Annotated in this window: 21 protein-coding genes and 1 riboswitch; of the genes, 10 read left to right on the top strand and 11 right to left on the bottom strand. The window is 65.6% G+C overall.

What is annotated here, in order from left to right; genetic code table 11:
* Positions 1–12: 12 nt before the first annotated feature.
* A complete protein-coding gene (locus AB7008_RS15010) occupies positions 13–747 on the top strand; it encodes a TlyA family RNA methyltransferase (RefSeq protein ID WP_304493166.1) in 735 nt (244 codons plus the stop codon).
* A complete protein-coding gene (locus AB7008_RS15005) occupies positions 740–1,987 on the top strand; it encodes a class I SAM-dependent RNA methyltransferase (RefSeq protein WP_304493165.1) in 1,248 nt (415 codons plus the stop codon). Before AB7008_RS15010 ends, AB7008_RS15005 begins: the two co-directional genes overlap by 8 nt.
* A gap of 18 nt (positions 1,988–2,005) precedes the next feature.
* Here the strand turns inward: AB7008_RS15005 and AB7008_RS15000 are convergent, their stop codons facing one another.
* Genes AB7008_RS15000 through AB7008_RS14980 form a run of 5 tightly spaced genes read right to left on the bottom strand, consistent with a single transcriptional unit; the run spans position 2,006 to position 7,112 of the window.
* A complete protein-coding gene (locus AB7008_RS15000) occupies positions 2,006–2,857 on the bottom strand; it encodes an ABC transporter permease (protein WP_028170162.1) in 852 nt (283 codons plus the stop codon).
* Positions 2,858–2,859: 2 nt separating this feature from the next.
* A complete protein-coding gene (locus tag AB7008_RS14995) occupies positions 2,860–3,708 on the bottom strand; it encodes an ABC transporter ATP-binding protein (RefSeq protein ID WP_304493163.1) in 849 nt (282 codons plus the stop codon).
* Positions 3,705–4,751, bottom strand: a complete 1,047-nt coding sequence (locus AB7008_RS14990) for an ABC transporter substrate-binding protein (RefSeq protein WP_441258964.1) — start codon at positions 4,749–4,751, stop codon at positions 3,705–3,707. Before AB7008_RS14990 ends, AB7008_RS14995 begins: the two co-directional genes overlap by 4 nt.
* Before the next feature lie 37 nt (positions 4,752–4,788).
* Positions 4,789–6,009 (bottom strand): CaiB/BaiF CoA transferase family protein, encoded by a 1,221-nt coding sequence (locus AB7008_RS14985; RefSeq protein WP_304494656.1) that lies wholly within the window; start codon positions 6,007–6,009, stop codon positions 4,789–4,791.
* Positions 6,006–7,112, bottom strand: a complete 1,107-nt coding sequence (locus AB7008_RS14980; RefSeq protein ID WP_304493161.1) for a hydroxymethylglutaryl-CoA lyase — start codon at positions 7,110–7,112, stop codon at positions 6,006–6,008. The genes AB7008_RS14985 and AB7008_RS14980 overlap by 4 nt, the downstream gene beginning before the upstream one ends.
* On the opposite strand from AB7008_RS14980, the gene AB7008_RS14975 reads away from it, so the two are divergent.
* Entirely contained in the window at positions 7,111–7,941 is an 831-nt protein-coding gene (locus tag AB7008_RS14975; RefSeq protein WP_039157361.1) for a GntR family transcriptional regulator, read from the top strand. The genes AB7008_RS14980 and AB7008_RS14975 overlap by 2 nt on opposite strands.
* 42 nt (positions 7,942–7,983) lie before the next feature.
* Here AB7008_RS14975 and AB7008_RS14970 read toward each other — a convergent pair whose 3' ends face one another.
* Complete coding sequence (locus tag AB7008_RS14970; RefSeq protein ID WP_441258963.1) at positions 7,984–8,583, bottom strand: hypothetical protein; 600 nt, start codon at positions 8,581–8,583, stop codon at positions 7,984–7,986.
* 170 nt (positions 8,584–8,753) lie between these two features.
* Here AB7008_RS14970 and AB7008_RS14965 point away from each other — a divergent pair, with 170 nt between their 5' ends.
* Positions 8,754–9,812, top strand: coding sequence for a class I SAM-dependent methyltransferase (locus AB7008_RS14965; RefSeq protein WP_028158063.1), 1,059 nt, complete (start codon positions 8,754–8,756; stop codon positions 9,810–9,812).
* A 30-nt stretch (positions 9,813–9,842) separates the two neighbouring features.
* Here the strand turns inward: AB7008_RS14965 and AB7008_RS14960 are convergent, their stop codons facing one another.
* Positions 9,843–10,226: a bleomycin resistance protein gene (locus tag AB7008_RS14960; protein ID WP_304493159.1), complete on the bottom strand. Its 384-nt coding sequence runs from the start codon at positions 10,224–10,226 to the stop codon at positions 9,843–9,845.
* Positions 10,227–10,429: 203 nt separating this feature from the next.
* Between AB7008_RS14960 and AB7008_RS14955 the strand changes: the two genes are divergently transcribed.
* Positions 10,430–11,203 (top strand): enoyl-CoA hydratase/isomerase family protein, encoded by a 774-nt coding sequence (locus AB7008_RS14955; protein WP_441258962.1) that lies wholly within the window; start codon positions 10,430–10,432, stop codon positions 11,201–11,203.
* A gap of 31 nt (positions 11,204–11,234) precedes the next feature.
* On the opposite strand, the gene AB7008_RS14950 is transcribed toward AB7008_RS14955, so the two are convergent.
* Together AB7008_RS14950 and AB7008_RS14945 are read right to left on the bottom strand one after the other, a co-directional pair.
* The gene (locus tag AB7008_RS14950; protein WP_028158066.1) at positions 11,235–11,867 is read right to left on the bottom strand and encodes a hypothetical protein; all 633 of its coding nucleotides are present in this window, start codon (positions 11,865–11,867) and stop codon (positions 11,235–11,237) included.
* A 179-nt stretch (positions 11,868–12,046) separates the two neighbouring features.
* Entirely contained in the window at positions 12,047–12,910 is an 864-nt protein-coding gene (locus AB7008_RS14945; protein ID WP_248881793.1) for a DUF1194 domain-containing protein, read from the bottom strand.
* A 263-nt stretch (positions 12,911–13,173) separates the two neighbouring features.
* Positions 13,174–13,251, top strand: a riboswitch (Fluoride riboswitch).
* Positions 13,252–13,303: 52 nt separating this feature from the next.
* Between AB7008_RS14945 and AB7008_RS14940 the strand changes: the two genes are divergently transcribed.
* From AB7008_RS14940 to clpS, 5 genes are read left to right on the top strand one after another with little or no spacing between them, the layout of a single operon-like run.
* Complete coding sequence (locus tag AB7008_RS14940) at positions 13,304–14,551, top strand: MFS transporter (RefSeq protein WP_304493157.1); 1,248 nt, start codon at positions 13,304–13,306, stop codon at positions 14,549–14,551.
* Positions 14,526–14,960, top strand: a complete 435-nt coding sequence (crcB, locus tag AB7008_RS14935) for a fluoride efflux transporter CrcB (RefSeq protein ID WP_304493156.1) — start codon at positions 14,526–14,528, stop codon at positions 14,958–14,960. Before AB7008_RS14940 ends, crcB (AB7008_RS14935) begins: the two co-directional genes overlap by 26 nt.
* A gap of 4 nt (positions 14,961–14,964) precedes the next feature.
* On the top strand, positions 14,965–15,393 hold the full coding sequence (crcB, locus tag AB7008_RS14930; RefSeq protein ID WP_248881791.1) for a fluoride efflux transporter CrcB: 429 nt from the start codon (positions 14,965–14,967) through the stop codon (positions 15,391–15,393).
* Positions 15,394–15,395: 2 nt separating this feature from the next.
* Positions 15,396–15,737 (top strand): DUF190 domain-containing protein, encoded by a 342-nt coding sequence (locus AB7008_RS14925; protein WP_014497216.1) that lies wholly within the window; start codon positions 15,396–15,398, stop codon positions 15,735–15,737.
* A 41-nt stretch (positions 15,738–15,778) separates the two neighbouring features.
* A complete protein-coding gene (clpS, locus tag AB7008_RS14920) occupies positions 15,779–16,084 on the top strand; it encodes an ATP-dependent Clp protease adapter ClpS (RefSeq protein WP_014497217.1) in 306 nt (101 codons plus the stop codon).
* A 43-nt stretch (positions 16,085–16,127) separates the two neighbouring features.
* On the opposite strand, the gene AB7008_RS14915 is transcribed toward clpS, so the two are convergent.
* A complete protein-coding gene (locus tag AB7008_RS14915; protein WP_264620841.1) occupies positions 16,128–17,318 on the bottom strand; it encodes an adenylate/guanylate cyclase domain-containing protein in 1,191 nt (396 codons plus the stop codon).
* An 80-nt stretch (positions 17,319–17,398) separates the two neighbouring features.
* Positions 17,399–18,487 (bottom strand): chorismate synthase, encoded by a 1,089-nt coding sequence (gene aroC, locus AB7008_RS14910; protein WP_304493154.1) that lies wholly within the window; start codon positions 18,485–18,487, stop codon positions 17,399–17,401.
* Positions 18,488–18,494: the final 7 nt, after the last annotated feature.

Below are 18,494 nucleotides of genomic sequence, written 5' to 3'. Positions count from 1 at the left end.
TTCGGAGATCCGATGTCCCCTGCCCGCAAGCGTGCGGATGTTCTGCTGGTCGAGCGCGGCTTGTTCGAGAGCCGGGCGCGGGCGCGCGCGGCGATCGAGGCCGGGCTCGTCACCGCCGACGACAAGCAGGTCGCCAAACCCTCGGAGACGATCGCCGAGGACGCGGTGATCGTGGCCGAGCCTGCGCATCCCTATGTGTCGCGCGGCGGCGTCAAGCTCGCCGGCGCGCTGGAGCGCTACCCCATCGAGATCGAGGACCATGTCTGCCTCGATGTCGGCGCCTCCACCGGCGGTTTCACCGAGGTGCTGCTGGCGAACGGCGCCAGCCTCGTGTTCGCCATCGATGTCGGCACCAGCCAGCTGCATGCCTCGCTGCGCGACCATCCCAAGATCGTGTCGATGGAAGAGACCGACATCCGCAGCTATGACGGCAAACGGCTGCCGGCGCGGCCCGACGTCGTCGTCATCGACGTCAGCTTCATCTCGCTCAAGACGGTGCTGCCCGTGGCGCTGTCACTGGCAGCGGCACCGATGAGCCTGCTGGCGCTGATCAAGCCGCAGTTCGAGGCTGAGCGAAAGCACAACAAGAAGGGCATTATCCGCGACGCCGCTGTGCATCAGGAGATCTGCGACGACATCGCGGCCTTTGCCGCTTCGCTCGGCTGCACCGGCATCGAGGTGTTCCCCTCCCAGATCACGGGCGGTGACGGCAATATCGAATTCTTCCTGGGCGCGCGCCGTGGTTGAGCGCGTGAGGATCGATCACGTCGGCCATCGCGGCGACGGCGTCTCGCTCGCAGCGGGCGATGCCGTCTACGTGCCCTACGCGCTTGGCGGCGAGACCGTCGAGGTCGACCACGTCGCCGGCAACCATCCCGACCGCCGCAAGCTGCTCGCGGTCGATGTCGCCAGCCCCGATCGCATCGCGCCGTTCTGTCCGCATTTCGGCATCTGCGGCGGCTGCGCCATCCAGCACTGGGCGCCCGCGCCGTACCACGCCTGGAAGCGCGGCATCGTGGTCGAGACGCTGGCCCAGGCCGGCATCGATTGCGGGGTGGCGCCGCTGGTCGATGCCCATGGTGCCGGCCGCCGGCGCGTCACGCTGCACGGCCGGTTCGGCACGCATGACGTCCTCAAGGTCGGCTTCTCGGCGGCGAGCTCGCACGACGTGATCCCGATCCATCGCTGCCCGATCCTCGATCCCGGGCTCGAGCGCGCGCTCGATGCCGCCTGGGCGCTTGCCGAATCCCTGACGTCCAGAATGTCGGTGACGAAGCCGCTGGACATCCAGGTCACCGCGACCGCCAACGGCCTCGATGTCGACGTGCGCGGCTCCGGCCCGCTGCCGACGCCGCTGGTCACGGCGCTCTCGCGCGTCGCCGAGCAGCATCGGCTGGCGCGGCTAACGCGTCATGGCGAGCTGGTGCTGCAACGCCTGCCGCCGACGGTGCGGATGGGCCGCGCCGAGGTGACGCTGCCGCCGGGCTCGTTCCTGCAGGCAACGGTCGCGGGTGAGGAGACGCTGGCGTCGCTCGTCGCCGAGCGTGTCGGCAAGGCCAAGGAGGTTCTCGACCTCTTCTGCGGCGTCGGGCCGTTCGCTCTCCGGCTCGCGGAAAAGGCGCGCGTCACCGCCTATGACAACGACGCCGGCGCCGTCGCGGCGCTCGTGAAGGCTGCGCGCACACCAGGGCTGAAGCCGATCAAGGCCGAACCGCGCGACCTGTTCCGCCGCCCGCTGGTGCCGCCGGAGCTGCGCGACTTCGACGCTGTCGTGTTCGATCCCCCGCGCCAGGGCGCGCAGGCGCAGGCGCTGAAACTCGCTGCGAGCAAGGTCCCTGTCGTGATCGCGGTGTCCTGCAACGCCGCAACCTTCGCCCGCGACGCCCGGCTCCTCATCGACGGCGGCTACAGGATCGAGACCGTGGTCCCGGTCGACCAGTTCCGCCACACGCCGCACGTGGAATTGGTGGCGCGGTTCACGCGCTGAGGCCGTGCTTCCAGACTGCTATGCCGACGGCCCGAATTGCGGCTGCCATCGCAGCAGGTAGGACTGCAGCGAGCGGACCGCGATCGCCAGCAGGATTCCGACGAACATCATGACGAAGATGGCAACCATCATCTCGCTGGCATTGGCGCGCGCCTCGGCTTCGATGATGAGCTTGCCGAGCCCGCGCTCCGCGCCGATGAACTCGCCGACGATGACGCCGATCAGCGCGAAAGACACCGCCGGCAACAGCGACGCGAACACCCAGGCCAGTGCGGAAGGGATCACGACCGTGCGCAGCACGGTGAATTCGCTGGCGCCGAGCAGACGGGCAGCGGCGATCTGGTCGCGGTCGACCGCACGCGTTCCCTCGAAGGTGTTGAAGAACACCACGAAGAACACGACGAGCCATGCCGTGGCGATCTTGGAGAGATCGCCGAGGCCGAAGATCAGGATGACGAGCGGCACCAGCGCGATGCGCGGTATGGAGTTGAGCGCCACGACGTAGGGCCCGAACACGCGGGCCAGGAAGTCCGAACGGCCGAGGACCAGGCCGGCCGCTACTCCGCTCGCGGAGCCGAAAAGAAATCCCCACCAGGTGTTCTTCAGCGTGACGAGCGTGGCGAGCCACAAATTGTTGTCGTTGCCGTTGATGCAGGCGGCGAAGCCGGCGGGATCGGCAAAGCAGCCAAGCCGCAGGAAGCTCTGCCAGATCAACGACGGCTTGGCGACGAAATACGGATCGAGGATTTTCGGCACATAGGCCTTCGGCAACAGCGCCTTGCTCCATTCGAAGCCCCACTGCCAGACGACGAGAACCACCACGAGAATAGCCACTTGCCAGAACAGGACGGCGCTACGGCTGTTGGACATGATCATTCGGCCCTGGTGCGGCGGAATTCTTCGCCGAGCGAATGCCAGATGTGAGAGTAGAGGCGGCCGAATTCGGCGGTCTCGCGCACGGCCACGGGGTCGCGCGGCCGCGGGATGGCGACGTCGAAATCTTCCTTGAGCCGCCCGGGCCGGGCCGAGAGCAGGATGATGCGGCTCGCCAGCGTCAAGGCCTCGCCGAGATCGTGGGTCACGAACAGCACGGTCTGCCGCTCGCGTTCCCAGATCTCCAGCAGCGTCTTGTGCATCTCGAGCTTGGTGTGGGTGTCGAGCGCGCCGAACGGCTCGTCCATCAGCAGGATCTCGGGCTCCATGATCAGCGTGCGCATCAAGGCGACGCGCTGGCGCATGCCGCCGGACAGCGTGCTGGGGAAGCTCTGTGCAAAGCCGGAGAGCCCGGCCTTCTCGACGGCCGAAGCGACGCGCCCGGCGCGCTCGGTCCTTCGCAGCCCCGCGATCTCCAGCCCATAGCCGATGTTCTGCTCCACGGTTCGCCAGGGAAACAGCGTGTCGCGCTGGAAGACATAGCCGACCCTGGGGTTGACCTTGCCGGTCTCAACCATGTCCTCATCGATCAGGATGCGTCCGCCCGAGCGCGGCAATAGCCCCGCGACCATGTTGAGAATGGTGCTCTTGCCGCAGCCGGATGGACCGAGCAGCGCGACGAACTCGCCCTGCTTGACCTCGAAGGAAACGTCATCGACCGCCACGAACTCGCGGCCGGATGCGTTGAAGCGCTTGGCGAGACCTCGCACCGCGATGCGGGTTCGCGTCTCCGCTCTCTCAACCTCGCCTCGCGCGAGCGCGAATCCCGGGCCTGGCGCGGCGATCATTTGTATTTCACCCTCGCCGCCTGGAGGAAGCTCATGTCGACGACGTCCTCGTATCTCGTCTCGGGAATATCCGTTCCCTTGCGGTACCAGGGCTTGGCGCCGCGTTCGAACGAGGACTTGTCGATGACGCCGTCATAGGCCCAGGTCGACTTGTCGAAGCCGAGCTCGGCGCTGACCGCATCGGGATCGATGCCCGAGAAATATTTCGGCGTGACCAGTGCTTGCACGTCGGCGAGCGGCGTCGCCTTCACGAAGGCCATCGCGCGGTGGATCGCGTTCACGTAGGCCTGCACCATCGCCTTGTCCTGCTCGATCGTGTCCTGGAGCGTGTAGATCACCAGCACGGGCAGCGTCCCGCCGAAATCCTTCTCGAATACGCCGGGCTTGGAGGTGTCGTAGATCGTCCTGCCGAAGCCCTTCTTCTCGACCTCGACGATCCAGCTTGGCGGCGCCATGATGGCGTCGAACTGCTTGGTCTGCAGCGATGGAAACATCGTGTTGGGCCCGCCGCCAGCGACCCAGTTCGCCCTGTCGCCGAGCCCGCGCGTTTCGAACACATAGGTGCCGAACACCCAGGTGCCCGACCCGATCGCGGTGGCAGCTACGATCGGCTTGGCGCCATCGGGCCGCTTGTACTCGGCGAGCTTCTCGACTGAATTGATACCGCCGTCGTAAAGGTCCTGCCGGACCACGATGTTGGCGTAGGAGCACACCATCTCGGTTGCGAGCAGAATCTTGCAGGGCTTGCCGCGCGCACTGAGCTGCAGCGGGTGGCTGGCATCGCCATGCGCGAACACGGCTTGTCCCGCCGCCAGCGTCTGACGGCCGAACGTGCCGGCGTTACCGGTGACGAGCTTGGAGTCGAGACCTTCGTCCCTGAAGTAACCCTTCAGCTCGGCAATCATGCCGATGGCGTAGACCGGCGACACCGGCCCGAAGGCGAGCGATACCTGCTTGGTCTCGGCGCGGAGCCGCCCGGGCAGCATCGATGCGCCGGCCAATGTGGAGCCCGCGATCAGCGCCTGGCGCCTGGTGATGTTCATGTGCTCCTCCCCTGATTCTTGTTTGATCGATCGGTCGTCAGGACGGCCCAGGCGCGATCCGGATCGTTCCTGCCTTTTGCAGCGTCTCGATTTCGCTCGACGAAACGCCGATCTCACCCAGGATCTCGCGCGTCTGCTCGCCGATCTGCGGCGGATCGTAGCGGTTGGGCAGGCGGCGGCCGTCCATGGAGATCGGCAACAGCGGCGTTTTTGCCTCGCCGCCATCAGGCAGGTGAATGTTGGTCAGCCCGCCCGACTGGTTCAGATGCGGGTCGTCGAAGAGATCGCCGGGCTTGTTGACCGGCGCGTAGGGCAGATCGAGCTGCTCGAGGCGTGCCGCGAGATCGGCCTTGTCCCATTGCTTGAATATCTTCGCGATCTCGGGGATCAGCCAGCCGCGATGGTCGACGCGGTCGTTGCTCGTCGCAAAGCGCGGATCGGCAAGCCAGGATTCGCGATCGAAGGCGCGGCAGAACGCCTCCCACTGCTCTTCGCCGACGATGGTGACGAACAACTTCGAGCCGTCCCCGGTGTCGAAGAGATCGTAGACTGGCCAGGGGCTGTCCTTGATCGAATAAGGGATCGAGGGCTGGCCGCTGACCACTTCGCACATCATGGCCTGCGCCATCAGGAAAACGTTGTTCTCGTAGAGCGCGCTCTGGATGTAGCGGCCGCGGCCGGTGCGCTGCCGCTCGGCCAGCGCAGCCTGGATCGCGATCACACCGAACATGCCGCCCATGATGTCGTTGACCGAGGCGCCGGCGCGCATCGGCCGGTCCGGCAGGCCGGTCATGTAGGCAAGGCCGCCCATCATCTGCACGACCTCGTCGAGCGCGAGGCGATTCTCGTACGGGCCGGGCAAGTAGCCCTTGAGCGAACAGTAGATCAGGCGTGGCGCAAAAGCGGCAACCGACTCGTAGTCGAGACCGATCCGCTTCAGCAGGCCGGGTCGGAAATTCTCGATCAGGACGTCGCTGCTCTCGATGAGCCGCCGCGCGACGTTCTGGCCTTCCGCGGTCGACGTATCCAGCGCGATGCTGCGCTTGTTGCGGCTGTAGGTGGCGAAGAAGCCGGCAGCCGGCCCCTTGAAATAGCGGGTGCGGTCGCCCTTGGGCGGCTCGACCTTGATCACGTCGGCGCCGAGATCGGCGAGGATCAAGCCGCAGCTCGGCCCCATCACCATCTGGCTGAACTCGATGACACGAAGGCCGGCGAGCGGACGGAGCTCCGATGCCGCCTCGGGCGCGGCCGCCGTCATGCCGCCCTCCGCAGCACCTTGGGAATTCCGGCCTCGTGCAGGTGCCCGGTCAGATGTTGTGCCGGGATATGGCGGGCCAGAATCTCGCGCGTTTGCATCAGGCGATCGAGGTCGATGCCGGTCGAAAGTCCCATCCGTTCCAGCATGAACACGAGATCCTCGGTGACGATGTTGCCGCGGGCACCGGGCGCGAACGGACAGCCGCCAAGTCCTGATACTGCGGCGTCGAAACGCCGGATCCCGGCGTCGAGGCCGGCGACGGCATTGGCGAGGCCCGCACCGAGCGTGTCGTGCAGATGCAGCCGCAGCGTCATCTGCGATCCGACTTCGCGCCGGACGGCTTCGACGATCTGCCTGACCAGTTTCGGGGTGGCATAGCCGACGGTGTCGGCGAGGCCGATCTCGTCGGCACCGGCCTCGCCAAAGGCGCGCGCGACCCGGCACACGGCCGCTTCGCTCACCTCGCCTTCCAGCGAGCAGCCGAAGGAGGTGGCGATCGCGCCCATCAAATGCGGCCGCTGGTCCGCCGGACTGGCGTCGATCGCGGCGCGGACCGCGCGAAACCCGTCGAGCTGCTCTTCAATCGAGCGGCGCACATTGGCGCGGTTGTGCGTCTCGCTGGCGGAGATGACGAAATATATGGCGTCGACGCCGGCGGCGATGGCGCGCTCGGCGCCCTTCACGTTCGGCACAAGTGCACCGATGGTCGCGGTCTTGTGCGCAAGTGCGTGCGCAATCACCGCGTCGACATCGGCGAATTGCGGCACGACCTTCGCCGGCACGAAGGATCCCGCGTCGATCTCGCGCATGCCGGCGGCGGCGATCGTATCGATCAGCGCGCATTTGGCTTCGGTGGGAACGAACACGTCCAGGTTTTGCAGCCCATCGCGGGGGCCGACCTCGCAAATCAGGACATCCGGCGCATGCGCCATCGGGCTCTCCCTGGCTTGATTGTATATTATTGCATTAAAGAACAATCCGTGGGACAGTCTGTCAAGTTCAAAATCTGCGTGCACCGCAATGACCGCTTCCGACAGTTCTCGACCGCCCGCTTCGAGCAAAGGCGGTTCCGAGCGCGCCGAGCACCTCGCCGGGCTGATCATGGCGCTCGCCCGACGCGAAGGCATGAAGGCTGGCGATCGCTTGATCGAACAAAGGCTTGCCGATGCGCTCGATCTCTCACGCGCACCGATCCGGCTCGGCCTCAAGGCTCTCGAAGCGGCAGGGCTCGCGCGCGGCGAGCCGCATCGCGGGTTTGTGCTGGCCAAGCATCCGACCAGCGGCGCCGCCCAGCCGGCCCTCGCGGCAGTCAGGCGCAGCGAACAGGTTTATACGTCCATCGCAGGCGACGTGCTCGCAAGCCGGCTGCCGGCCGACGTCACCGAGGCGGAGCTGATGCGCCGCTATGGCCTCAGCCGGGCCGAGCTGCAGCGGCTGCTTGACCGGATCGCTGCCGAGGGCTGGATTGCACGCCTGCCGGGTTATGGCTGGCGCTTCGCGGAGACGGTCTCTAGCCCCGAGGCTCAGGCCAAGGCCATGGCGTTTCGCGCGGTGATCGAGCCCGCGGCGATCGCGCAGCCCGGCTTTGCGCTGCCGCAGGAGGTGATTGCACGCTTGCGCGAGCGCCAACTGCGCGTGTTCGAAGGCGAGCTCGAGAAGATGACGATCGGCGAGGTCTTTCTTTCCGGTTGCGAATTCCATGAGGAGATCATTCGCGGCGCCGGCAATCCCTTCTTTCTTGAATCGCTCAAGCGCGTGAATTCGATCAGACGCCTGTTCGCCTATCGCAGCTTCGCCGACCGCGACGGCATGCGGCGGCACGTGCGCGAGCATCTGCGCCTGCTCGAGGTTCTGGAGACGCGGCGTTACGCCGAAGCGGCAGAGCTGATGGCGAAGCACCTGCAACGCCCGCTGGTGGCGGGCTTGTCGTAGGCGGCCGTGGTCAAGCGGGCGGTGAAAGCGACGCGTGAACGCTCAGCGACGCAAGCCGCCCAACGCCGGTGACTCGCCGGGCAGCATTGACGAATTGATGTCGCTGTCCATGCGCCCCGATTGCTGCTGGGTGAAACCGGCGCCGAACGACAGGCTGAGGTTGGAGGTCGGCTTGAACTCGACACCCGCGAACGCGCCGTAGCCGGGCGAGGCGCTGGAGGTGAGCGGGGCGAGCGAGCTGCCGATGCCGTCGCCGTATTTCTGCGCGTTGAAGCCGGCAAAGAACGTGACGGGCATGCCGCCCGCGGTCTTGGTGTTGTAGCCGAACTGCGTGCTGTCATAGGACAGCGCGCTGAAATTGCCGGCAATGCCGGTCTGGCCGAGGCCGCTCCAATTCACATTGCCGCGCTGATTGCCGACGAAGAAGCCGTTGGCAAAATTGGTGCGCGCTGCATCGCCGGCATTGAAGCTCGGGAAATTGCCGTAAGCGTCGGAGGTCTGGCCTGCATCGCCGGCGAAGCCGAAAGGTCCGCCAGGGATCCAATATTGCAAGGGCGCGACTTGCGCATGAGCCGGTGCTCCGCCGAGGCAGAGCACGACAAGAAGAGGTGCAAGACCGCAAGAACGTGCAAGGATGGGCATTCGGAAACCGTCAAAAAGGTCACAAATCATACCCTCAGGACGCCGCGAATGCCAGCCGACCGATACCGGCGATCACGCCATCCGGTTCCCCGATCACCTCTTCCTGACGCGTTGAACCTCCCCCGTGGCGGCTGGACCCACATTGGGGGCACCTCAGCATGGAGGCTGTCATGGAGGTCAATTCCGACAGGTTGAATGCCTTTATGGGCAAGATGATCACCGAGGTCGGGGCCGCGATGAATGCATCGCTGGTCCTGCTGGGCGACAAGCTCGGCCTCTACCGCGCCCTCGCCGCCAAGGGACCCATGAACTCTGCCGAACTCGCAAGCGCCACCGGAACGAACGAACGCTACGTCCGCGAGTGGCTGGCGAGCCAGGCGGCTTCTGGCTACGTCGAATACGACTCCGCTTCCGGCAAGTTCTCGATGCTGCCGGAGCAGGCGATGGCGCTTGCCGATGACGACAGCCCGGTCTTCCTCGGCGCGGTCGGCAATGTCATTGCCGCGGCGTTCCTCGACGAGCCGAAAATTACGGATGCATTCAAGTCCGGCAAGGGCGTCGGCTGGAATCGTCGCAGCGAGTGTCTGTTCTGCGGCACCGCCCGGTTCTTCCGTACCGGCTACATGCATCATCTGGTGCAGGAGTGGCTGCCCGCGCTCGAAGGCGTCGTGGACAAGCTGAAGCGCGGCGCCAAGGTCGCCGATGTCGGCTGCGGGCACGGCGTCTCGACACGGCTGATGGCCGAGGCCTTCCCGAACTCCCGCTTCTACGGCTTCGACTATCACGAGGGCTCGATCGCGGCCGCACGAAAGGCGGCCACTGAGGCAAAGCTGGGCGATCGTGTCAGCTTCGCGGTTCACTCGGCGAAGACCTATCCCGCCGAGGGCTATGATCTCGTCTGCTTCTTCGATTGCCTGCACGACATGGGCGATCCCGTCGGCGCCATCAGCCACGTGCGCAAGACCATGGCCAAGGACGGCACCTGCATGCTGGTCGAGCCGTTCGCAGGCGACCGCCTCGAAGACAATCTCAACCCGGTCGGGCGCGTCTACTATGCGGCGTCCACCATGATCTGCACGCCGGCCTCGCTCGATCAGGAGGTCGGCCTCGCGCTCGGCGCTCAAGCCGGGGAGGCAAGGCTGCGCAAGGTTGCCAGCGAAGGCGGCTTGTCGCGCTTCCGCCGCGCCGCCGAAACACCCTTCAACCTGATCCTGGAGGCCCGGATCTGATGCAACGGCGGACGCGCGCGGCCGGCGATGTCAGGCCGCGTCGTCCGTTCCCATGCCGAACGTGAGCTGATTGCCGTCGGCATCGACGACGTCGAAATCGCGCATGCTATAGTCACGGTCCTCCGGCCGGTTGAGCAGCCTGGCGCCGCGTCCCGATAGTTCGGCATAGACCTGATCGACGTCCGTGACGAAGATGCAGATGCCGCCGTGCCCGGGCATCCGCTTCGTTGCCGCCGCCGCAAGCAGATGCAGGCCGACCTCGTCACGACACAGGCAGGCGTAGGACGGAGGCTGACCGTATTCGAAGGTGACCTCGAAGCCGAGCACATCGCGATAATAGGCGAGGCTGGCTGTGATGTCGGACACGACGAAGACGGTGGCGGAGCCGGCCATCATCGGGTGTTCGTCGGTCATTGGTCCCTCCATCCGGCAAGCAATCTCGTGCACGCAGTCTAGCATGCGCGCCGGAGGTCTTGCACGGCCCAAGCTGCACCGTAAGCTGTCGCCCGAACAAGGCGGAAGCGCCGAACGACAGCGTGCCGCCACCGCTCGCCGCGAAATAACCGCGCCACCACCGCGATCGATGCCGCACGTTTCCTGAAAGCATGGAGAACCCGGTGACATCTGACAATCCCGTCGCCTACGAACGCGCAGGCAGCATCGCCCGCATCACGCTGCGCCGCCCGCCCGTCAATGCCCTGAACCTCGAGGTCATCCGTGCGGTGGTCGCGGCCCTGCGTCGCGCAGCGAACGATCCGGAAGCGCGCGTTGTCGTGCTGGCGAGCGCGATCGCCAAGCGCTTTTCAGCCGGCCTCGACCTCGACATCCTGCTGGGCAAGTCCGGCGCCGAGATCCGCGAATTCCTCCAGGCGCTCTATATCGACCTTTACGACGCCCAGTATGGGCTCGGAAAGCCGTCGATCGCCGCGGTCGGAGGCGCAGCGCGCGGCGGCGGCATGACCATGGCGGTGTCCTGCGACGTGGTGCTGGCGGCCGAGAGCGCGACGTTCGGCTATCCCGAGATCGACGTCGGCGTCATTCCCGCGATCCACTACGCACACCTGCCGCGCATCGTCGGACGTCATCGCGCGTTCGAGCTGCTGTTCACCGGCCGCGTCTTCAAAGCTGCGGAGGCGCGCGAGCTCGGCGTGGTGAACCGCGTCGTCGACGATGCCGCGCTCGAGGCTGAGGTGTTGAAGCTCGCGGCGCAATTCGCCGGCAAGTCGGCCGCCGTGCTGCGGATGGGTCGCGCCGCCTTCATGCGCCAGATCGATCTCGACTACCGGCGCAGCATCGCAAGTGCAGTGGACGATTTCTGCAATGTCGCGACGTCGGACGAAGCCCAGGAGGGTTTGAGGGCGTTCATCGAGAAGCGGGCGCCGAAATGGTGAGGGGCCGCAGGCCGCCCAGGGCGGCTGAGGTTCAGGCCGTCTTGTCCACCGAGGATGACGAATCCGCAGGCGGATATTTCGTCACCGGCACAGTGAAGGATTTGGAGCCGACCTGGTAGATGATCTTGCCGCTTTGTCCGTCGTCGGTCGAAATCTGCGACTGCCCGAACATGATGACGTTCCTGTAGACGTAGCCGGTGCCCTGGCGGGTGATACCGTCGGTGGTGACGCTGACCGTCGCCTCCTTGCCGTTGATGGCCAGCACGCGAAAGCTCGCGCTCTTGCCGATGTCGGCAGAATAGCCGCCCCAGCTTCCCATGAGGATGCTGTCGGAACCCGGCGCCGCCTGTTTCTGCAAAGTTGCGCTCTGCTTGCCAACGCCCGAGGAGAACAGGAGCACCAGGTTCTTGCCGTCCTTGGTGCCGACCGTGACGTTGCCGTAGCTTATGGTTGCACCATTGACCTCGCCGATACCGCGCTCGGTGTACCCGTTATGGGTGTACTCGATCTGGGCCCTGGCCCCGCGGATGTTCACGACCTTGAAGCCGACGGCCTGGTTGTTGCCTGCCCAATTGCCCTTCCAGTCACCTATCAGACCGCTCTGGTGATACACCCGCTCGTTTGCGGGCGAAATCTGGCTGGTGCTCGATGTGACGATGGCCATTGGATTGCTCGGCGGATTTGTCTGACAGACCCGCTTCTGTTCGCGCGCCGGACGGCGAAGTCAGAACTTTATCCGGAAACAACGGGAAGCAAGCCGATTAGGGCCACGCAGCAGTTAACGCGTGGTTAAATTCGACCGCGCGCGGGACAGGGCAAAAGGTCTCATTCGGGGAGCGCGGATCAGCGCCCCCAGCGGTCCGACCAGATCTTCTCGCCGATCAAGCAGCTGACCCGTGGCTCCTTGTCGGCAACGCGCCTCACGGGGCGCTCTGGCACGCGGCCGGCGACTTCCATCAGGAGCTTGGTGCGGATCGCTTCCTTGAACTTGTCGCGATCCTTGATGGTGATGACGAAGGAGCCGGGACCGCCGATGACGCAGTCCTCGTAGTAGTAGTCGAGATTGTCGATATCCATGGTCGAATAGGACGGCTCCTTGACCATGATCGGCAGGCCGTTGATGACGATGCCCTTCTCGAGCGCGGCGTCGCGCGCCGCCGTCACCGGGCCGCCATTGTTGTTGGGACCGTCACCGGAAATGTCGATAACGCGGCGCAAGCCGCGATAGGGATCCTCGTCGAACAACGGCATCGCGAACGTGATCGCTCCGGAGATCGAGGTGCGCGAGGCGCGCCGGATCGGGGTCTTCAAGATCTCGGCGGCGACCGCGTCCGCCGTCTCCGGTCCGTCGACCAGCCGCCACGGGATGATGATCTTCTGATCGCTGGATGCGGCCCATTCGAAGTAAGTCACCGCGATCCGGCCATTGGGCCCGAGCTTCAGCGCCTGGAGGAATTCCTTCGACTGGATCGCCTGCGCATAGCCTTCGCGCTGGATCGCGAGCTCGTCCATGTCCATGGAGTAGGAGACGTCGACCGCGAGGATCAGCTCGACATCGACCGTCTGCGCGTCCCGGTCGGCCGCAAGCCGTTGTGACGGATTCCTAGCCGGTTCAAATTTGGGCCCTGGTGCCGCGATGCCCGCGACGTCCCCTCCGGCGAGCACGCCGGCCACCAGCACAGCCCCGATCGAGAACAGCATGCGCATCGCAGTCTCCCGTCGTATGACGCGATGGTGACATGCAATCGCCTTGCCGCAAAGTGCGAAGATCGCTTGCGCTTCACATTCCGGTTAGGAATTCGCGAGTTGGGAATACGCACGTCACGCAAAGCTGCCGCCGTGTTGCCGCGCTTGCGCCACGGGGACACTCGCGATCGCTCACACCATCATTCCGGGGCGTCCAGCACCATCGAGCCGAGGACAGACCTTCCCCGCCCACTTGTCCGGTGCGATTTCCATGCTAGGCTGACCATACAGATGGGGATGGAGTCCCCCGACAACCGCCCGTCGGCCTGTAACCGTAGTGGGCTGATGACTCCTGCTCGAGGAGGGGCAATCTCAAAGCCTCGGCCTTTGGCGGGAGCATGGACAAACCCGCCGATGGCGGGTTTTTTGTTGCCTGAAGGCGAAGGTCAGGGCGTGACGACGACGACACCGAATGCTGCGCGTGCGGGGCTGCCCAGGGGGATCTGGGTGCTCGGCTTCGTCTCGATGCTGATGGACGTCTCCTCCGAGATGATCCACGCGCTGCTGCCGGTCTATCTCGTCACCGTGCTCGGGGCCTCCACGCTCACGGTCGGCTTCATCGAGGGCATTGCCGAAGCGACCGCCTCGATCACGAAGATCTTCTCCGGTGCATTGTCCGACTGGCTCGGCCGGCGCAAGCTCCTCGCGGCGCTCGGCTACGGGCTGGCCGCGCTGACAAAGCCGCTGTTCCCGCTTGCCCCCAGCGTCGGTTGGCTGATTGCCGCGCGCTTCATCGACCGCGTCGGCAAGGGTATTCGCGGCGCACCGCGCGATGCGCTGATCGCCGATATCGCACCTGCGGGTCTGCGCGGCGCGAGCTTCGGCCTGCGGCAGTCGCTCGACACCATCGGCGCCTTCGTCGGACCGCTCGTGGCGATCGGCCTGATGTGGTGGACGGCGGATAATTTTGCCCTTGTCTTCTGGGTAGCAGTGCTGCCGGCCTTCCTGTCTTTCGGCCTGATCGCATTCGCGGTGAGCGAGCCGGAGCCGGACCCCAGCCGGGAGCCCGTGAAGAATCCGCTGAACACCTCCGCCATGCGGCAGCTCGGATCCGTGTACTGGCGCGTCGTCGCGGTCGGCGTGGTGTTCACGCTCGCGCGCTTCAGCGAGGCCTTTTTGATCCTTCGCGCGCAGAACATCGGTCTCTCGGCGATGTGGGTACCGGCGGTGCTGGTGCTGATGAACGTGGTCTATGCGCTGTCGGCCTATCCGGCCGGCGTGCTGTCGGACCGGATCAACCGGACCGGCCTGCTCGCGCTCGGCCTCGTCTTCCTCGCGGCCGCCGACCTCGCGCTCGCGCTGCTGCCGAGCCTCACGGGCCTCGCGCTCGGCGTCGTGCTGTGGGGGCTGCATATGGGATTGACCCAGGGCCTGCTGTCGGCCCTCGTCGCCGACGCCGCGCCGCCGAGCCTGCGCGGCACCGCATTCGGCTATTTCAACCTGTTCACCGGGCTTGCCTTGCTGGCCGCAAGCGTGATCGCCGGCGCGCTGTGGGATGCCTACGGTCCGGCAGGCACGTTTTTGGCGGGGCTCGGCTTCGCGCTGGTCGCGCTCGCAGGGCTGCTCGCCGTCGGCAATGGCCTGGCAGCGGAGGACAAATGATGATGGGGGGTCGTTCGTCGTGTTGAGCGGAGTGATCGCAATCGTGGTCGGCAGCGTTCTCGGCGGCTGCGCGCGCTATTTCGTCTCGGGCGCGATCGCGCGGCGACTGGGCGAGACCTTTCCCTGGGGCACCATGACCATCAACATCACCGGCGCCTTCCTGATCGGCATTTTCGGCGCGCTGGCAACCCATCCCGGCTCGCTCTTCGCCGCGCCCAATCCATGGCTGTTCGCGGTGACCGGGTTCCTCGGCTGCTACACCACGGTGTCCTCGTTCAGCCTGCAGACGCTGACGCTCGCCCGCAACGGCGAGCCGCTGCATGCGCTCGGCAATGTCGTGTTCTCGGTCGGTCTGTGCCTTGCCGCCGTCAGTTGCGGCTTTGTCCTGGCTGACGGCCTTGGAGGCTAGACGGATGGCTGTTCCCTCCTCCACCGACCGCTGGCGCAGCGCGATGCTCTATGCCTGGGTCTCCTTCGGCAGCATCCTTGGCGGCCTCGCGCGCTATTTCGTCTCCCTCGCGCTCGACACCGGCCCGGGCTTCCCCGTCGCGACGCTGTTCATCAATGCCACGGGATCGCTGATCATCGGCTTCTACGCAACGCTGACCGGCCCCGACGGCCGCGTGCTGGCGCGGCCCGAGCACCGGCAGTTCATTATGACCGGGTTTTGCGGCGGCTACACCACCTTCTCGGCCTTCAGCCTGGAGACCTTCCGCCTGTTCCACGGGGGCATGAAATACACGGCACTCGCCTATATCGCGGCATCCGTCATCTGCTGGCTGGTGTCCGTGTGGCTCGGCCATATGATGGCAAGCCGCTACAACCGCTTGACGAGGAGCTGACCATGCAAATCCCCAATCAGGCTGTTTCGCTCCGGATCTTCATCGGCGAGAGCGACCATTTCGGCGGCAAGCCGCTTTACGAAGCGATCGTCACGACGGCGCGCGAGCGGCATCTCGCGGGCGCCACCGTGCTGCGCGGCCCGATGGGGTTCGGCAAGTCGAGCCGGCTGCACACCTCTAAGATCCTGCGGCTGTCGGAAGACCTGCCGCTGCTGATCGAGATCGTCGACAGCGAGGACAGCATCAACGCATTCCTGCCCATCCTGGATGGCATGATGTCGAGCGGCCTGATCACCTTGGAGAAGGTGCAGGTCCTGCAATATGGTGAGAGGGCCGCACACTGAGCACCGCGGCTGGACCGAGCCCGCCGTTTCCGGGAGGCGGAATGAACGACACCGTTACCAAGCCGAAAACCAGGACGAAGACCAAGGTCGAGCGGCCCAAGCTGCACAAGGTCATCCTGATCAACGACGACTTCACGCCACGCGAATTCGTCACGATGATCCTCAAGGCCGAGTTCCGCATGACCGAGGATCAGGCCTACAAGGTCATGATCACCGCGCACAAGCTGGGAGCCTGCGTGGTCGCCGTGTTCACCAGGGACGTCGCCGAAACCAAGGCCACCCGCGCCACCGACGCCGGCCGCGCCAAGGGCTATCCGCTACTGTTCACGACGGAGCCCGAGGAATAGGGCTTCATCTTGCGGCGATGAATGATCTTGACCTCATCGCGCATCAGGCCATCACCACCGGCGTCTCTTCGGCAAGCCCATACACGCGCTGCGCCTTGGAAAACCCCGCGATCGGAAATTCGCCGAGCTCGCGCCAATCATGGCGACAGGCGTTCGCAAAGCCTTCCGAGGCGACGACAGTCCGCCCCAGCCGGCCCGTGATCTTCTCCAGTCGCGCCGCGAGATTGACGGCGGGGCCGATGCAGGTGAAGTCGAGGCGATTGCCGCCGCCGATATTGCCGTAGAGGATGTTGCCAACGTGGAGTGCGACGCCGAAGCGGAAGCGCTCGACGACATCGCCGACCGGAAAGGCGAGCGCCTCGACGCTGGCGCGGGACTCGCGCGCGGCCTCCAGCACGCGCGCGCAGACATGCGCGGCATCGCCGATATATTCGTCGATCGGGAACACCGCGAGCAGGCCATCGCCCATGAATTTCAGCACCTCGCCGCCATGGCCCCGGATCGCGGTGACCTGGCAGTCGAAATACTGGTTGAGGATCTCGACCACGGTCTCGGCCGGCAGCCGGTCCGACAGCGCGGTGAAGCCGCGCAGATCCGAGAGCCAGATCGCCGCCTGCATGGTGTCGTTGTGGCCGCGGCGGATCTGGCCGCCGAGGATGCGCGCGCCGGCACGGTTGCCGACATAAGTGTCGAGCAGCATCTCGGCGGTGCGGCGCAGGCTGATGATCTCGCTGACGCGTGCAAGCGGTGCCACGAGGGTCCGGATCGCTGTGATGTCGTCGTCGCTGAAGCCGCCGGGCTGCCGCGTGACCCAGCTCGTCGCGTGGATCGAGCCGTCGAGATAGGGCATCGGCATCGCGAGGTAATCAGTCACGCCTTCGGCGCGCATGTCGTCGAGGAACGGAAACCGCTTGCTGTCCGGATCGTCCATCCGTCCCCGGACCTCAAGCCCCTCCTCGAACACGATCCGGAGCGGGCTCCGGGCGAATTCGGGCGTGTCCAGGATCTCGAAATCGACGGTGCCGATCTCGACCTTCTGGCCCTGCCGCCAGATGAAGTTGCGGCCGAAGATTTCCGGATGCAGCGTGCGAATGAAGATGCCGAACCGCGACAGCGGCAGGCCGGCCGCGACCAGATGCTCGCAGACCTCGGCAATCATCTCGGAAGGGGTCCCGGACGACCTCGCACCGTCGATCAGCCAGTTGGTGATGCGCTGGATCTCGGAGTTTTGCATGTCCGCATTTGCGGACGAAGTTGTGGGGACGTCAAGCTGCGCGGTGGACCAGTACCGCGACACGAACGCCCTGCTCGGAGCTAGCGCCCCACCTGCCCGCGATCCCGAATGAAATGATCGGCGAGCACACAGGCCATCATGGCTTCGCCGACGGGGACGGCGCGGATGCCGACGCAGGGGTCGTGGCGGCCCTTGGTGAAGATCTCGGTGTCGGCGCCCTTGCGATCGACAGTGAGGCGCGGCTGGAGGATCGACGAGGTCGGCTTCACCGCGAAGCGCACCACCACCGGCTGTCCCGTGGAGATGCCGCCCAGAACACCGCCGGCATGGTTGGAGAGGAAGCGCGTGCCGTCATTGCCGGTGCGCATCTCGTCGGCGTTCTCCTCGCCGGTGAGCTCCGCCGCGCCAAAGCCGGCGCCGATCTCGACGCCCTTCACGGCGTTGATGGTCATCATCGCAGCAGCGATATCAGAATCGAGTTTTGCGTAGATTGGCGCGCCGAGGCCTGCCGGCACGCCTTCGGCGACGACCTCGATCACCGCGCCGATCGACGAGCCGCTCTTGCGAATGCCGTCGAGATAGGTCTCGAAGAACGCGGCCTTGTCCTTGTCCGGACAGAAGAACGGATTTTTCGCAATCTCGTCCCAGTCCCATTTGTCGCGGTCGATCTTGTGCGGGCCAATCTGCACCAGCGCGCCGCGGACCTTGACGTCGGGCAGCACTTTTCGCGCGATCGCACCGGCGGCGACGCGCATCGCGGTCTCGCGCGCCGAGGAGCGGCCGCCGCCACGATAGTCGCGCAGGCCGTACTTGGCCTCGTAGGTGAAGTCGGCGTGGCCGGGCCGAAACTTGTCCTTGATCTCGGAATAGTCCTTCGAGCGCTGGTCGGTGTTCTCGATCAGGAGCCCGATCGGGGTGCCCGTCGTCACCTGCACGCCGGTCTCCGGATGCGCCATCACGCCGGACAGGATTTTCACCTGGTCCGGCTCTTGGCGCTGGGTGGTGAAGCGCGATTGGCCGGGCCGGCGGCGGTCGAGATCCTGCTGGATATCGGCCTCGGTGAGCGGGATCATGGGCGGGCAGCCGTCGACCACGCAGCCGATCGCTACCCCATGGCTCTCGCCGAAGGTGGTGACGCGGAACATGTGGCCGAAGGTGTTGAAGGACATTCTTGGC

Origin of the sequence: Bradyrhizobium sp. 521_C7_N1_3 (assembly GCF_052075975.1) — a bacterium.
Taxonomy (GTDB): Bacteria; Pseudomonadota; Alphaproteobacteria; order Rhizobiales; family Xanthobacteraceae; genus Bradyrhizobium; species Bradyrhizobium japonicum.
Note: the sequence above shows the minus strand (reverse complement) of the source record. Positions and strands in the feature narration are given on the sequence as shown.